General features: G+C 73.3%; 11 protein-coding genes and 1 tRNA gene. 8 read left to right on the top strand and 4 right to left on the bottom strand.

All coding sequences use genetic code 11. The annotated features are described in order from the left end of the window. Positions 1–156: 156 nt before the first annotated feature. Complete coding sequence (locus tag ACIQZN_RS00380; protein WP_403986107.1) at positions 157–3,237, bottom strand: Eco57I restriction-modification methylase domain-containing protein; 3,081 nt, start codon at positions 3,235–3,237, stop codon at positions 157–159. Between the two features lie 182 nt (positions 3,238–3,419). On the opposite strand from ACIQZN_RS00380, the gene ACIQZN_RS00375 reads away from it, so the two are divergent. The 6 genes from ACIQZN_RS00375 to ACIQZN_RS00350 all read left to right on the top strand — a co-directional run bounded on the left by ACIQZN_RS00375 (position 3,420) and on the right by ACIQZN_RS00350 (position 9,599). After that, the gene (locus tag ACIQZN_RS00375; RefSeq protein WP_403986104.1) at positions 3,420–5,162 is read left to right on the top strand and encodes an AAA family ATPase; all 1,743 of its coding nucleotides are present in this window, start codon (positions 3,420–3,422) and stop codon (positions 5,160–5,162) included. Positions 5,163–5,183: 21 nt separating this feature from the next. Continuing rightward, positions 5,184–5,912, top strand: coding sequence for a response regulator (locus ACIQZN_RS00370; RefSeq protein ID WP_391262408.1), 729 nt, complete (start codon positions 5,184–5,186; stop codon positions 5,910–5,912). A gap of 1 nt (position 5,913) precedes the next feature. After that, positions 5,914–7,953 (top strand): ATP-binding protein, encoded by a 2,040-nt coding sequence (locus ACIQZN_RS00365; protein ID WP_403987346.1) that lies wholly within the window; start codon positions 5,914–5,916, stop codon positions 7,951–7,953. Between the two features lie 104 nt (positions 7,954–8,057). After that, positions 8,058–8,414 carry a sortase-dependent protein gene (locus ACIQZN_RS00360; protein WP_403986101.1) on the top strand — a complete coding sequence of 119 codons (357 nt, stop codon included), beginning with the start codon at positions 8,058–8,060 and terminating at the stop codon, positions 8,412–8,414. Positions 8,415–8,504: 90 nt separating this feature from the next. Continuing rightward, entirely contained in the window at positions 8,505–9,101 is a 597-nt protein-coding gene (locus tag ACIQZN_RS00355) for a class F sortase (protein WP_403986098.1), read from the top strand. Between the two features lie 108 nt (positions 9,102–9,209). Further along, a complete protein-coding gene (locus ACIQZN_RS00350) occupies positions 9,210–9,599 on the top strand; it encodes a hypothetical protein (RefSeq protein ID WP_403986096.1) in 390 nt (129 codons plus the stop codon). Here ACIQZN_RS00350 and ACIQZN_RS00345 read toward each other — a convergent pair. Continuing rightward, positions 9,564–9,800 carry a class I SAM-dependent methyltransferase gene (locus tag ACIQZN_RS00345; protein WP_403986093.1) on the bottom strand — a complete coding sequence of 79 codons (237 nt, stop codon included), beginning with the start codon at positions 9,798–9,800 and terminating at the stop codon, positions 9,564–9,566. The two genes, ACIQZN_RS00350 and ACIQZN_RS00345, sit on opposite strands and share 36 nt — an antisense overlap. Before the next feature lie 184 nt (positions 9,801–9,984). Here ACIQZN_RS00345 and ACIQZN_RS00340 point away from each other — a divergent pair, with 184 nt between their 5' ends. Next, positions 9,985–11,601, top strand: coding sequence for an FAD-dependent monooxygenase (locus tag ACIQZN_RS00340; RefSeq protein ID WP_403986090.1), 1,617 nt, complete (start codon positions 9,985–9,987; stop codon positions 11,599–11,601). Here the strand turns inward: ACIQZN_RS00340 and ACIQZN_RS00335 are convergent. Next, positions 11,598–12,425, bottom strand: a complete 828-nt coding sequence (locus ACIQZN_RS00335) for an RNA methyltransferase (protein ID WP_403986087.1) — start codon at positions 12,423–12,425, stop codon at positions 11,598–11,600. The two genes, ACIQZN_RS00340 and ACIQZN_RS00335, sit on opposite strands and share 4 nt — an antisense overlap. Positions 12,426–12,527: 102 nt before the next feature. Further along, a tRNA-Leu gene (locus ACIQZN_RS00330) sits at positions 12,528–12,612 on the bottom strand. A gap of 167 nt (positions 12,613–12,779) precedes the next feature. On the opposite strand from ACIQZN_RS00330, the gene ACIQZN_RS00325 reads away from it, so the two are divergent. Further along, positions 12,780–14,084: a DUF2254 domain-containing protein gene (locus ACIQZN_RS00325; protein ID WP_403986084.1), complete on the top strand. Its 1,305-nt coding sequence runs from the start codon at positions 12,780–12,782 to the stop codon at positions 14,082–14,084. Positions 14,085–14,099 lie beyond the last annotated feature (15 nt).

Below are 14,099 nucleotides of genomic sequence, written 5' to 3'. Positions count from 1 at the left end.
AAGCCTTCGCGGTGGGGGGATGCGGGTGGAAGCGACTGGAGTGTTCCAGACCCGCCGGTCTCCGCGTAAGGCCCTTGCAGGGTGCACGGAGTGACGCCGGGCGGAACAGTCGGCGAACCTACCCACCGGGACCGGATCCATTCCCGCTCGCCGAGATCAGGCGCCGCACCGGTGCCGGGGCCCGTCACCCGGCGGCGGGCTGAGCGGTGAGGTGTACGTGCCGCCCGCCGCGATCCGCGAGGCGGCCATGCGGTCGTACGCGGTCAGGATGAGCTCCTTGGTGCGGTAGCCGCCGTACCGGGCCTCGTCCTTGCGCCGGACGATGGGGAAGGTGTCCAGGATGTACGCGGTGTCGGCGCGGCCGATCCCGTACAGGTGGAAGAAGAACGCGTCGAGTTCCGCGCGGATCTGGTGGCGGCGGCTCTCGTTCCAGCGGAACGGGCCACCGGTGTCGCCGAGATCGGCGGCGAAGGGGCCCATGTCGTGCGCGGTGCACGTGAGTTCGAGGACGCGCGGGGTCAGGAAGTCCGTGTGGCGGTGGACGGTCTCCGGTGGCAGGACCGGGAGTTGGCGGACGTAGAAGAAGTTGAGGTTGAGTCCTGCGGCCTTCTGGCGGGTGACGTAGTCGAAGACGAAGGAGTTGAAGTGGGCCACCAGGGCCGCGCTGTCCGTTGAGTTCCTGGTGTGCAGCAGGAAGACGGAGTCGCCGATGGCTGCCGGGGGCAGGATGGCGGAGATCATGGTGCGCTGGTTGGTGGGGCTGCTGATCCGGAGGAAGGCGAGGCGGCCGGGCGGGGTGCCGGGCGGTGTCTCGGCGCGGTCCACCCAGTTGCCGGGGACGGCCAGGCGGGACGCGCGGGCCCAGGAGTCGGCCGTCAGATAGGCGGGCTGGTTCTGGCGCTTCACGGCGGTGGCGCTCTTGACCACGTCCGCCGCGCGGTGGTTGTAGGCGTCGACCATCTTGGCCTCGTACAGCGGGAGCATGACCCGGTCGCCGTTGACATAGTGGTTCCCGGCCGGCTGCCAGCCGGTGGCCGTCAGCTCCTCGCGGGTGCGGAAGCGGTGCGAGTCGTTGGCCATGTGGAACATCGTGCCGAAGGCGACGCCCCACGGGTTGCCGTCCGGGGCTCCCTCCTTGATCAGGACGGGGAGCCGTGCGTAGACGCCGAGGGTGATCTCGGCGTCGCGGCGGGTCCGGAAGACCGGGCAGGTGCCCGTGTTGGGGTTGAGGAGCGTGATCTCCTCCGGCGTGAGCGCGAACACCCGTGACTCGTCGACGAGTTCGGCCGGGTCGCGGAGGAAGAAGGCGAACCGGGCGGCGGGTTCGCGCAGGGCGCTACCGGTCAGGGACAGGATGCTGAACTTGAACGAGCGGTGGACGTCGGGGAAGACGGGCGCGGCGTTCTCGAAGTCGTACAGGGCGGCGAGCGCGCCGCCGTCGATCAGGTCCTTGAAGTAGAAGCGGGTCGTCGCGTCCGTGGCGATGCCCGTCGGCACGATCATGCCCATCCGGCCGCGCGGGCCGGTCAGCGCACGGCCCGCCTCGGCGAACACGGCGTACGTGTTGATGTCACCGCGCCCGGTAAGCGGATACCGTCCACCGTCGCGCAGGAAGTGGCTCGTCCGCTCCGCCGTGCGCTTGGCCGCCTCGAAGGCGGTGTGCAGGGCGGCCCGGTCCGGGTCCTCCTTCAACGCGGCGATCAGGCGTTTGCGGGTGGCGGCCGTCTTCGCAACGGCGATCTCCGCGTCGTGCTGGGCGAAGAACTCCTGCTCCTGGAGCTTGATGCGCTCCCAGGGCGGGTTGCCGAGGACACAGTCGAAGCCGCCGCCCCCGTCCGGGCCGAAGACCTCGGGGAACTCCAGGTACCAGTGGAAGAAGCCGTACCGGTCCCGCAGCCGCGCGATCTCCTCGTGGGTGGCCCGGTCCGCGCCCGGCAGGTCGCGGAGGACCGCGTCGGTCACCGCCGGCGCCGCGTCCGCCGTCCTGCGCCACAGGAACGCGGCGCACCAGGCGTCGGCGGCCTCGCGCGCCGGTACGACGGGCCGGGCGCACGAGGCGTTCCGCTCGGCCCTGTTCCGCTTCTTCAGGGCCCTGGCGTGCGCGCGGTCGTCGCCCGCGAGCGGGGTGAACGCCGCGTCCGGGATGCCGTGCCGCACGAGGTCCGGTGCCGCGCCGATCAGGGCGTTGCCGTGCTTGACGCGCGCGTCCAGGAAGGTGAGCGGCCGGCCGGGCTCCGGGGCCTCCAGCCACAGCGCCATTCTGGCCAGTTCGACGGCCATCGGGTCCAGGTCCACGCCGTGCACGCAGTGGGCGACGACCTCGCGGAGTGCGTCGCGGAACAGCTCCGTCGTGCCTCCGCGCACCGCCGCGACGCGCCGGGCGATGCGGCGGGCCGCCGCCACGAGGAAGTGGCCGGAGCCGCAGGCCGGGTCGCAGACGGTGAGGGCGAGCAGCTCGCGGGCGGCGGCCTCGCCCGGGTCGGCGGCGCCCGCTGCCTCGCCGCGTGCGACGGCGGCGTCGAGGACGGGGTCGAGCGCGGCGTCGAGCAGGCACTCCACGAGGGCGGCCGGCGTGTAATAGGAGCCCGACGTCTTACGGGCGTTGCCCGGCAGCCCGACCAGCGCGAAGGCGCCGTCCGCCGCGTCGATCCGGGGGACGAGCTGGAGGAGCGCCTCATGGACGGAGCCCAGTTCCTCCGCGTCGAGGCGGCCGAAGTCGACCGGGCGGGCGCGTCGTGTCCCCGGGTCCGGGACCTCGGACAACTGGCGCACCGCCGTCAGCAGGTCGTCGTCGGACAGGGCCAGGCCGTGCAGCGGGGCATCGGCCTCCGTAGCGGTGAAGATGCCGCCGAGACCGGGCAGGCCGAGGCCGGGGTCCCCGTCCGGGTCACCGAGGGCGTCGAGTACGGCGCGCAGCGCCGCGTAGAGCTCACCGTGCTCCTCGGAGCCGCGCGCGCGGGCGCGGAGGCGGGCCGTCGAGAAGTGCGTCGCGTACCGCGCCCTGGCCCGGGCGGTCGTGGCCGGGGGCAGCAGGGCGTCGCGGTCCTCGGTGACGAAGAGGAAGAGGAGCCGGAAGACGAGGCGCAGGAGGGCGGTGTGCAGGGCGGCGGCGTCCGCGTTCGCGCGCAGAGCGGTGTTGGCGGGGTGGCGCAGGAAGCCGGTGCCGAGGGTGGTCAGCGCGGCGCGCACCCCCTTGCGGAGCCGGTCCGGGGTCCGGCTGCTGGGGAGGGCGGACATCAGGCGGACTTCCCGGCGGTGACGGTGGGGAGCGGAGTTGGGGAGCGAAATCGTATCCGAGGCGGTGGACGTCCGGGAGGCCGCTAGGGCCTGTCCGGGCGTTGGCTATCCTGAACGACCGTTGCGGATGTGATCACGGGCGGCCGGGGGGCCACGGGCGCGCCCGGCGAGGGGAGAGTCACGTGCAGGGTGCCGCGAGCCGGGGGTCGGCCAGGAAGGCCGAGCAGGCGTGGAACCAGGGGATGGTCCTCATGCGGCAGGGGGACAACACCGGGGCCGCCGCACAGTTCGCGCTCGCCACGACGCACGACCCCGGCGCCACCGACGCCTGGCTGGGGCTGCATGTGACCGGCACCGACCAGAAGGCTGCGCTGGACGGCATGCTGCGCAGCTCCGCGCAGTTCGGGGCGCTGCGGTCGAAGTACCAGACACCGTTCCGGTCCACCTTCCAGATCGGCCACTACGTCACCTTCCGGCTGGAGAACTCCCGCGATCTGTGGCTGGCCGCCATGTCGGCGTTCCTGGACGACCGGCGGCTCGACGACGCGTGGAAGGGGCTCTCCACGGCGCTGCTGGACTGCGACGAGACCCGTTTCGTCTGCACCCGGTACGCGTTCCTGAAGGAGGACTGGCCGCTCGTCCTGAAGTTCGCCCCCGGGATCGGTGACGCGTTCCTGCGCGACGAGGCGCAGTTGTACGTGGGCTGCGCGCTGTTCGCCCAGGGGGTCTGCCACGAGTCGCTGAACGTGCTGTCCGCGCTGCCCGGGAAGCTGGACGCGGGCAGCAGGTTCGACGCCGAGGTGAAGTACTTCATGGGGCGGTCGCTGGAGGCGCTGGGCCGCGAGGAGGAGGCGCTGAAGCGGTACCAGTACGCGTTCCGGTGCGCGCCCGACCTGCTCGACGTGGAGTCGCGCGCCCAGGCCCGCCCGGTGAGCAAGCCGGCCCCGGCGCCCGCCGCCCCGGTCGCGGCCATGGCGGGCGGGGGCCCGTCGCAGGCCGGTTCCGGTTCCGGTTCCGGCGGCGACGGCGGGCCGTCCGCCGACGAGCGGGCCCAGGTGCTCGCCGAGGCGCAGCAAGCGCTCGACGCCATGATCGGGCTGCAGCCGGTGAAGCGCCAGGTGCGGACGCTGCTCGCGCAGTTGCGGATGTCCGCGCTGCGCGAGGAGCAGGGCCTGCCCGGCGGGGCCCGGCCCCGGCACTTCGTCTTCGCGGGTCCGCCCGGCACCGGCAAGACGACCGTGGCCCGCATCATCGGCCAGGTCTTCGCCGGACTCGGGCTGCTGAGTTCGGGGCATGTGGTGGAGGCCCAGCGCGCCGACCTGGTCGGGCAGCACCTGGGGTCGACGGCCCTCAAGACGAACGAGGTCATCGACTCGGCGCTGAACGGGGTGCTGTTCATCGACGAGGCGTACTCGCTCAACATCACCGGGCTCAACGGCGGCGACGCCTTCGGCAAGGAGGCGGTTCAGGTCCTGCTGAAGCGGGCGGAGGACGACCGGGACCGGCTCGTCGTGGTGCTCGCCGGCTACCGGGACGAGATGTCGGAGCTGCTCGCCACCAACCCCGGACTGGTCTCCCGGTTCAACACCCGCGTCGACTTCCCCTCGTACTCCGCCGAGGAACTGGTGCAGATCGCCCGGTCCGTGCTGGCCTCGCAGGGCGACGAGCCGGACGCGGGCGCGCTCGACGTCCTGACCTCGCTGTGCGCGGCGATCGTGGACGGCGGCAAGGGGGACCTGGTGGGCAACGCCCGGTTCGCCCGGGAGCTGTGCGCGAAGGCGTCGGCGCAGCGCGATCTGCGGCTGTACTCGGCGCACACCGACTCCACGCCGACCCGCGAGGAGATGGTCACGGTCCTCGCCTGGGACATCGTCGCCGCGCACGACGAGCTGATGGAGGCGCACCGGGACGCGGGCACCGCGTAGCCCCTGTCTACGATCGATCGCGTGTGCGCACATGTGATCGTTGCCGAAGACGACGAGAATCAGGCCGAGCTGCTCCGCCGCTATCTCGAACGCGAGGGCCACCGGGTGACCGTCGCGCCGGACGGCCTCGCGGCTCTCGACGCGGTCCGGCACCGGGAACCGGATCTGCTGGTCCTCGATGTGATGATGCCCCGGGCCGACGGCCTCGACGTCGTACGCGTGCTGCGCGCGGAGCACCGGGAGCTGCCGGTGCTGATGCTCACCGCCCGGACCACGGAGGACGATCTGCTGCTCGGCCTCGATCTGGGCGCTGACGACTACATGACGAAGCCGTACAGCCCGCGCGAGCTGATGGCCCGGGTGCGTACGCTGCTGCGCCGCAGCCGACGGGGCGCGGGCGGCGAACCGGAGGACGCCGGGGTGCTGCGGGTGGGGGCGCTGGTGGTCGATCCGGTCCGGCACGTGGTGTCGGTGGAGGGGCGGGCCGTGGAGTGCACCCCGGGCGAGTTCCGGATCCTGGCCGCGCTGGCCGCCGAGCCGGACCGGGTGTTCTCCCGGCAGCAGCTCCTGGGCGAACTGCACGGCTTCGACCGGTACATCAGCGACCGGACCGTCGATGTGCATGTGATGAACCTGCGCAAGAAGATCGAACCGGCCCCGCGTCGGCCCGTGCGGCTGCTCACCGTCTTCGGTGTCGGCTACAAGCTGACGGACCCGGCGAAGGCGGCGGCCCGTGCGGCGACTTCGTAGCGTGCGCCGCTCCCCCGGCACCGGTGCGCGGCGGACCGTTCCGCTGCGCAAGAGCCTGTTCGCCCGACTCCTCGCGGTCTCCGCCCTGGTCGCGGCCTGTTCGGTGGCGGCGACCGCCTGGCTCGCCGTGCAGACGACCTCGGGCGCGATCCGGCAGGAGCAGGGCCAGAATCTGGCCGCCGACGCCCGGATCTACCACCGGCTGCTCGGTTACGCGGCGGCTCATCCGACCTGGGACGGTGTCGGGGCCACGGTGCGCGAGCTGGCGGAGCAGTCCGGGCGGCGGATCGCGCTGACGACCCAGGGCCGCGCCCCGCTGGCCGACTCGGCGGCCCGGGGCGCGGCGGCGCTCCCGGCGCAGGCGTCGGCGGTGGTCGATCCGCTGTCCGTGGACACCGCGCTGTCGACGGGCGCCGGGGCGACGGGCACCACCACGGACCGGGTCGACCCGCGCGCGGTGGGGCCGTTCCGGCTGCCCGCGTCGGAGCGGACCCGGCTGCGGAAGACCGCCGACCGGGGCGTGGCCTGCCTGGGCGACTTCGGGATCGCCGCGGATGTGGTGGCCGGTGCGAGCGGGCGCCCGCTGATCCAGGTGGTGGGCGGCAACGACCCCGAGCGGATCCAGGGCACACGGTGCGCCGTGGACGAGCTGGACACCCCGACGGCCACGGAGCGGAAGGCGCTGAAGGCCCTCAACCAGCTGGCCGACGCCTGTCTGGAGCGCCAGGGCCGCGACGGCGTCCACCTCAGCCTGGGCCTGTCCTGGGGGCAGGCGGCCGAGCCCGTACCGGCGGAGGCGGTGCCGGTGCCCGCAGCGCCGATGGCCACGATGCCGCCGAGCGTCGAGCCGCGCGCGGTGCCGACCGAGGCGCCCCGCGAGGAGCCGAGCGCCGAGCCCAGCGCGGTGCCGGGCCCCGGCGACCAGCAGGCGGCGGCCACCAGCGAGAACGACCGGGCCGTCGCCTCCTGTGTGGGCACGGCCCGCCGGGAGCAGCTGAGTTCGTACGTGGCGTCGCCCGCCCTGCTGTTCATCGGCGACCCGGGCGGCGGGACCGTGCCCGGCTTCGACCTCTCACCGGCGAACACCGCGCGGATCGCGGGCGCGGCGGCCTTGGTGCTGGCCCTGACCGTGGGCGCTTCGGTGCTCGTCGGCGCCCGCCTCGTACGCCCGCTGCGGGCGCTGACGGGCGCCGCCCAGCGGATGCGGGACGGGGAGGACACCGCGCCGGTGGTGGTCGCCGCCGACAACGAGATCGGGCGCCTCGCCGCCACGTTCAACGACATGTCCGCCCACCGCGCCCGCCTGGAGGCGCAACGCAAGGCCATGGTGAGCGACGTCGCCCACGAACTGCGCACCCCGCTCAGCAACATCCGGGGCTGGCTGGAGGCGGCCCAGGACGGAGTGGCCGACCCGGACCCGGAGTTCATCGCCTTCCTGCACACGGAGGCGGTCCAGCTCCAGCACATCATCGACGACCTCCAGGACCTGGCGCAGGCGGACGCCGGCGCGCTGCGGCTGCACCCCGAACCGGTGGACGTGGCGGAGCTGTTGGGGCAGGTCGCCGCCGCACACCAGGCGCGGGCCGACGCGGCGGGCGTCGCGCTGGGGGTCCGGCCGCCGGACCGCCCGCCGCCCCCGCTGACTGCCGACCCGGTCCGGCTTCGGCAGGCGGTGGGCAACCTGGTGTCGAACGCGGTACGGCACACCCCGGAGGGCGGGACGGTCACGCTGCGGGCGTACGGCTCCGAGGACGGGGACGCGGTGCTCGTGGACGTCGCCGACACGGGGAGCGGCATCCCGGCCGACGACGTGGCCCGCGTCTTCGACCGGTTCTGGCGCGGGGAGAAGTCCCGGTCGCGGCGGACGGGCGGCAGCGGGTTGGGGTTGGCGATCGTGCGGAAGCTGGCGGAGGCGCACGGCGGTACGGCCACGGCGGTGAGCACCTTGGGCGAGGGCTCGGTGTTCACGCTCCGCTTCCCGGCCGACACCACGCCCCCCGGCACTCCGGACGGCCCTGATGCGATGAACACAACGGTCTGACAGCTTCCTCACAACTTGGCGCGAGCCTGTCCGCACGCCTCGCGCCGCGGTGCGCACCCGCACCGCGGCCGCCCCTGAGGCCCATCCGGATCGGAGCCCTGCCCATGCCCCTGCGCACCACCCTGCGTACCGCCCTCCTCGCCGCCGTCGCGGCCGGTGCGGTCTGCGTACCGGCCACCGCGGCCTTCGCCGACTCCTCGGCCCAGCCGTCGGCCGCGCCGACCCGCCCCCCGGCGGAGCAGTCCGCCGAACCGTCCGCCGTGCCGTCGGCCGAGGCGACGGAGCCGCCCTCGGCGGTCCCGTCCGCCGCGCCGCGCGGCGGCGTCGCGGCCGGTGAACAGCCCGCCGGTTCCTCGGGCAGCGGCACGACCGCCCTCGCGGGCTCCGCGGCCGCCGCGCTGCTGCTCGGCGGCGCCGGGACGTTCGTCGTACGCCGCCGCACCGCCCGCCGCGACGGCTGACGCGCCCCGCACCCGATGAGCCGCAGTGGCGCCGCCCTAACGACCCGGGCGGCGCCACTGCCGTACGTACGACCCCTGGAGCCCCGACCCATGCCCCGCACCCGCCTTCCCCTCACCGCAGCCCTCACCCTCGCCGCCCTCGCCGCACTGACCGGCTGCTCCGGCGACCCCGCACCGCAGCCCTCCAAGGCCCCCGCGTCGGCGGCGGCCGCCGAGGCTCCCGCCCCCAGCGCCGCCGCCACCGCCGAGCCGCCCGCCCATGTCTCCATCCCGTCCCTGGGCGTGGACAGCGACATCATGCGGCTCGGCCTCAACCCGGACCGCTCGGTCGAGGTCCCGCCGGCCGACAAGGGCATGACGACCGGCTGGTACACGGGGAGCGCCGTGCCCGGTCAGCCCGGCGCGGCGGTGCTGATCGGCCACAACGACACCCGCTTCGGCCGGGCCGTCTTCCACGACCTGAAGAAGATCGCCAAGGGTGCGGAGATCGTGGTCCGGGACGCTCGGGGCAAGGATGTCCGCTTCGAGGTCACCGCCCTGGAGACGGTGAGCAAGCACGCCTTCCCGACGGCCCGCGTCTACGGCCGCACCACGGACCGCGCCCTGCGCCTGATCACCTGCGACGGCGCCTTCGACGCGGCCGGCCACCCGGTGGACAACCTGATCGTGTACGCGAAGCGGAAGTGACACGGACGCCGACCTGCGCCCCGCGCTCCCGGGGCGCAAGCTGAGGCGAGGAACTACTCCGGAGGGAGTGACCAGGTACGGGTCCTCAAGGAGGGCAAGAAGCTCCCCGTGGCGATCTCGCCCGACAGTACGCTCGATATCCCCGCGACCTCGGCCGAAGTGACCCTGACAGAGCTGAAACAGGCCGGCCGCTTGCCGAACGACGCGGGGCTCGACCCGGAGGTCGCCGATCCGGGAAACCCGCTGACGCACGCACGGTGGACCGGCAAGGACGGCGAGACAAAGACCATCGATGAAGTGACCAGCGGCAACTGCGCGGGGCTCGGCATGGCCGAGGAGACCCTCCTGAACGAACCGGACCCGCGGCCGGGCGAGTTCGTGCGTCCGGGACCACGGTCCTCATGGTCCCGGACGGACAACCTGGGTACCTGGAATTCGACGACCGCCAGGACCTCGGCATGTTCAAGGTCGAAACCCACTCATCTCCATGAGACTTGACCGTCCGTCAGGTGCTGAGAGGGCGCGGGCCTCCGCGATGGCCTCCTCCGATGGGTCGACCGCGTCGACCGTCATGCCCAGGCGGGCGAGCCGCCGCGCGAACCGCCCGGTCCCGCACCCCACGTCCAGCGCCGCCCCGCAGTCGCGCGGCACTTGGCGCAGCAGCAGGCGGTGGTAGTGGTCGTTGTGATCGAAGGGCATGGCCCCGACCCTGCCACAGCACCCGCACCACGGGCCGGCGCTCACGCCGAACCAGACTTCGCGATCCTCGCCGACGGAATCGGTCGCGCAATCCGCACCGGCCGTTCCGTCCGCTCGCCGGCCACCCTCCGCTGCGCGACCATGAGTACGGGCATCCCGCGGGCCAACGCACCAGGAGGCATCCATGGCGCACACGCGCTCCAGTGAGCACTCCAACGACACCGACGTCCTGATCATCGGCGCCGGGCCCGTCGGGTTGAGTGTCGCGGCGGAGCTTCGACGGCGCGGGGTGGTGTGTCGGATCGTCGACCGGCTGGCGGGCCGGCTGCCGTATGCGAAGGCGGTGGGTATCCAGCCGCGCACGTTGGAGCTCTGGGACCGGATGGGGTTGGCCGGGGCCGTACTGGAGGCGGCGGCGCCGATGTACGGGCAGCTCATCCACGTCAACGGGGCCGAGGTGGCCCGGATCGAGCTCGCGCTGCCGCCCGAGGTGCCCTACGGCTTCGCCTCGCTTCCGCAGTACGAGACCGAGCGCATCCTGGAGGAGTACGTCGCCGGTCTCGGCACGGTCGTCGAGCGCGGGACCGAGTTGGAGGGCTTCGACCAGGACGCGGACGGGGTGACGGCGCGGCTGCGTACGGCCTCCGGCGGGACCGAGGAGGTGCGGGCCGGATATCTGGTCGGCTGCGACGGTGCGCACAGCACCGTGCGCAAGGGGCTCGGGCTCTCCTTCGAGGGCGGGGCGTTCGGCGAGGAGTACATGCTGGCCGACGTCGAGGCCGACTGGGACCTGCCGTACGGGTACGGGGTGCGTGCCAGTCACACCGCGGCCGACGGGTCCACGGACGATCTGCTGGTCTGCATCCCGCTGCCGGGGACGGGCCGCTACCGAATGTCCATGCTGGTGCCGCCCGCGCTCTCCACCGGTCCGGCGGACGGCGGAGAGGTGGCGCACGGGCTGGAGGGCGGGCGCACGCCGGCGCTCGCTGACATCCAGGCCGTGGTCGACCGCCTGGCGCCGAGCCCTGCCGTCCTGTCGCGGATGCGCTGGTCGTCCGTCTTCCGGATCAGCCACCGGATCGTGGACCGGTACGGCGAGGGCCGGGTCTTCGTCGCGGGCGACGCCGCCCACATCCACCCGCCGACCGGGGCGCAGGGCATGAACACGGGCATCCAGGACGCCTGCAACCTGGCCTGGAAACTCGCCCTCGTGGTGCGCGGCGAGGCCGGTCCCGCGCTGCTGACCAGCTACGACGCGGAGCGCCGCCCGGTGGGTGAGGAGGTCGTCGGGCGGACCGTCCGGCACGCCACCCGGGGTGTCGAGAACGACGCCGACGACCTGCGGACCGTACTGCTCCGCGAGGCCCAGCTGCTCGTCGACTACCGGGACGGACCGCTGTCCGGCACCCCCTACGGGCCCGCCGACGCCCCGCAGCCCGGCGACCGCGCCCCGGACTGCGCCGGTCTGACGCACCCGGTGGCGGCATACTCGCTGCGGCTGCTCGACGTACTGCGGGGCCGGACGGGCCATGTGCTGCTCCGGTACGCGCCGCAAGCTGTCGACGCGGCGGACGTGGGCGGCATGGACAGCGTCACCGTCCTGGCGGGCGACGCGCCGGCGGACGCGCCCGGCTACCGCGACACGGGCGGCGAGTTCGCCCGGCTCTACCGGCCGGACGGGCCGACCGGTTTCGTCGTACGCCCGGACGGTCAGCTCGGCGCCCGCTTTCCGCTGTCCCTCGCGTCCAACGCGCTGCCGCGCTATCTGGCCGCCCTGTCCGCCCGGGACGCAGGCGCTTAGCGCCGCGCCTGCGCCAACCGCTGCCGCCGTGCCTCGTACAGCACGATCGACGCCGCGTTCGAGGCGTTGAGGGAGCTGGCCGAGCCCGTCATCGGGATGCTGATGATGTGGTCGCAGCGGTCGCGCCAGGCGCTGCTGAGGCCCGCCGTCTCGTTGCCGATGAGCAGCAGGACGGGCTGGGTGAGGTCGAATTCCGAGGCGTCGCACTCGCCGTCCTCGTCGGTGCCGACGACGAGGACCGGGCGGCCCCGGTCGCGCTCCGCGTCCAGCCACGCGCCGACCTCGCGGTGCGAGGGGGTGCGGACGACGGGGAGGGCGAAGAAGGAGCCGGTCGTCGCGCGGACCGCCTTCGGGTCGTACGGGTCGGCCGCGTGCCCCGTCACGATGAGCCCGCGGGCGCCGAAGGCGTCGGCGGAGCGGACGATGCTGCCGATGTTGCCGGGCTGCGTCGGGCGGTCGAAGACCAGGCCGAGGAAGTCCTCGTCGACCCGGATGCGGGACAGCTCGTCCGGCTCCATCTCGACCACGGCCAGGACCTCCGGGGCGCCCTCCGCCTTCTCGCTCAGCTCCGCGAGCAGGTCGGGGGCCATGGCGATGCGCTCCGTGGTGATCCCGCGCACCAGCTCCTCCGCCCAGCGGGACAGCGGGCGGCTCGCGTCGTACAGGAGGGAGCGGACCGTCCAGCCGTGCTCGACGGCCATGGTGATCGGCCGGACGCCCTGGACGAGGAACTCGCGGGCGCGGCCGCGCTTGGTCCGGTTGGTGAGCAGCGTCTGGAACTGCTGAAAGCGGGCGTTGCGGGTCGTGATCCGCTGGACAGCCACCGGGGTCCTCCAAGGGGTGATCGGCTCCTCCGGCCGCGGCGCGGGGCCGCCCGGAAACCAGAAATTCCCACGGTTCGCGATGAACCGTGGGAACTGGATGAGTGTCCGAGGGGGGACTTGAACCCCCACGCCCGATAAAGGGCACTAGCACCTCAAGCTAGCGCGTCTGCCATTCCGCCACCCGGACCAGGTGATCCGCCCCGGTTTCCCGCGGCGACAAAGAAAACAATACCAGGGGTTCGGGGTGCCCTTCACCTGGATATCGGGGGCCTGCCGGTGGACATCGCGCTGGTCAGTGCGGTGCCGGGGTGCCGCAGAGCCATTTCGCGGGCGGGGCGGGTTACGTTCGCCACCATGAGTGATCGCGGCTCCCGTACTCCCCGCGCGCTGTCGCCGCTGCGCGAGCATCTGCGCGAGACCTTCTGGTTCGCCCCGGCCATGACGCTCGTCGTCGCGTGCGTGCTCTGGTTCGCCGCCTCGGCGGTGGACGAGCAGATCGTCTCGTACCTGCGCGAGGAGCGGGCGTACGACGAGATCCAGGACCTGGTGAAGGTCGCCGAGGACACCAAGCAGATCGTCGTCACGGTCAGCTCGGCGATGATGACCTTCATCGGTGTGGTCTTCAGCATCTCGCTGGTCGCGGTGCAGATGGCGAGCGGCCAGCTCACGCCCCGGGTGGTGCGGATCTTCGTACGGAGCCGGATCAGCAAGCTGACCCTGTCGGTGTTCCTGGCGACGTTCGTGTTCTCGCTGCTGGTCCTCAGCTCGTACGAGAGCGAGACCGACCCGCGCCGGGTCACCTCGCTGCCGTTCGTGCAGAGCGTGCTGACCGCCCTGCTCGTCGGTCTCAGCCTGCTCCTCTTCATCGCGTACGTGAGCTCCACGCTGCGTCTGATGCAGATCGGGCCCGTCCTCGACCACATCACCCGGGACACCTTCCGGGTGCTGGGCCGGATGCCCGCCGGCCGCCCCGGCGAGGAGCCGCTGCCCGACGAGACCGGGCAGATCCTGTACGAGGGGCGGGCCGGCGTGCTCCGCGATGTCAACGTCGCCCGGCTGGTCCGGGCCGCCCGGCGCCAGGGGGTGGTGCTCCGGCTGATCCCCCGGCTCGGGGACTTCGTGGTGCCGGGGACGCCGGTGCTCGCCGTGCACGGCGGGGCGGCCCCGTCCCGGCACGCGCTGCGGTACACGGTGTCGGTGGGCGTGGAGCGCACCCTGCACCAGGACCTGGCGTTCGGGCTGCGCCAGCTGTCGGACATCGCGCTGCGGGCGCTGTCCGCCGCGACGAACGACCCGACGACGGCCGTGCAGTGCCTGGACCGGATCGTGCAGTTCCTGGCGGCGGCGGTGCGGCTGCCGCTGGGCACGGTGCACCACCGCGACCGCAAGGGCGCGGTCCGGCTGGTGCAGGAGGTGCCGTCGTGGGAGGACCTGGTGGACCTGGGCTTCGAGGAGGTGCGCCGGTGTGCGGCGGGTGTTCCGCAGGTGACGCGGCGGCTGCTCGCCGGGATCGACGACCTGATGCCGCTGGCCGGACCGGACCGGCGGGGGCCGCTCGTCCGGCACCGCGCCCTCACCGTACAGGCGGTGGAGCACGCGGTGCCGGACGCCGCCGAGCGGGAGTTCTCGCTGCTGCCCGACCGGCAGGGCATCGGCTGACGCGGCCGCGCCGGG

The sequence above is a fragment of the Streptomyces sp. NPDC097595 genome (genome assembly GCF_044761525.1).
Taxonomy (GTDB): Bacteria; Actinomycetota; Actinomycetes; order Streptomycetales; family Streptomycetaceae; genus Streptomyces; species Streptomyces drozdowiczii_A.
Note: the sequence above shows the minus strand (reverse complement) of the source record. Positions and strands in the feature narration are given on the sequence as shown.

Excerpts from the sequence above, each read along its gene's own strand:
- ACIQZN_RS00380 (WP_403986107.1), bottom strand. The coding sequence starts at position 3,237 with ATGTCCGCCCTCCCCAGCAGCCGGACCCCGGACCGGCTCCGCAAGGGG.
- ACIQZN_RS00360 (WP_403986101.1), top strand. The coding sequence starts at position 8,058 with ATGCCCCTGCGCACCACCCTGCGTACCGCCCTCCTCGCCGCCGTCGCG.
- ACIQZN_RS00355 (WP_403986098.1), top strand. The coding sequence starts at position 8,505 with ATGCCCCGCACCCGCCTTCCCCTCACCGCAGCCCTCACCCTCGCCGCC.
- ACIQZN_RS00345 (WP_403986093.1), bottom strand. The coding sequence starts at position 9,800 with ATGCCCTTCGATCACAACGACCACTACCACCGCCTGCTGCTGCGCCAA.
- ACIQZN_RS00340 (WP_403986090.1), top strand. The coding sequence starts at position 9,985 with ATGGCGCACACGCGCTCCAGTGAGCACTCCAACGACACCGACGTCCTG.
- ACIQZN_RS00325 (WP_403986084.1), top strand. The coding sequence starts at position 12,780 with ATGAGTGATCGCGGCTCCCGTACTCCCCGCGCGCTGTCGCCGCTGCGC.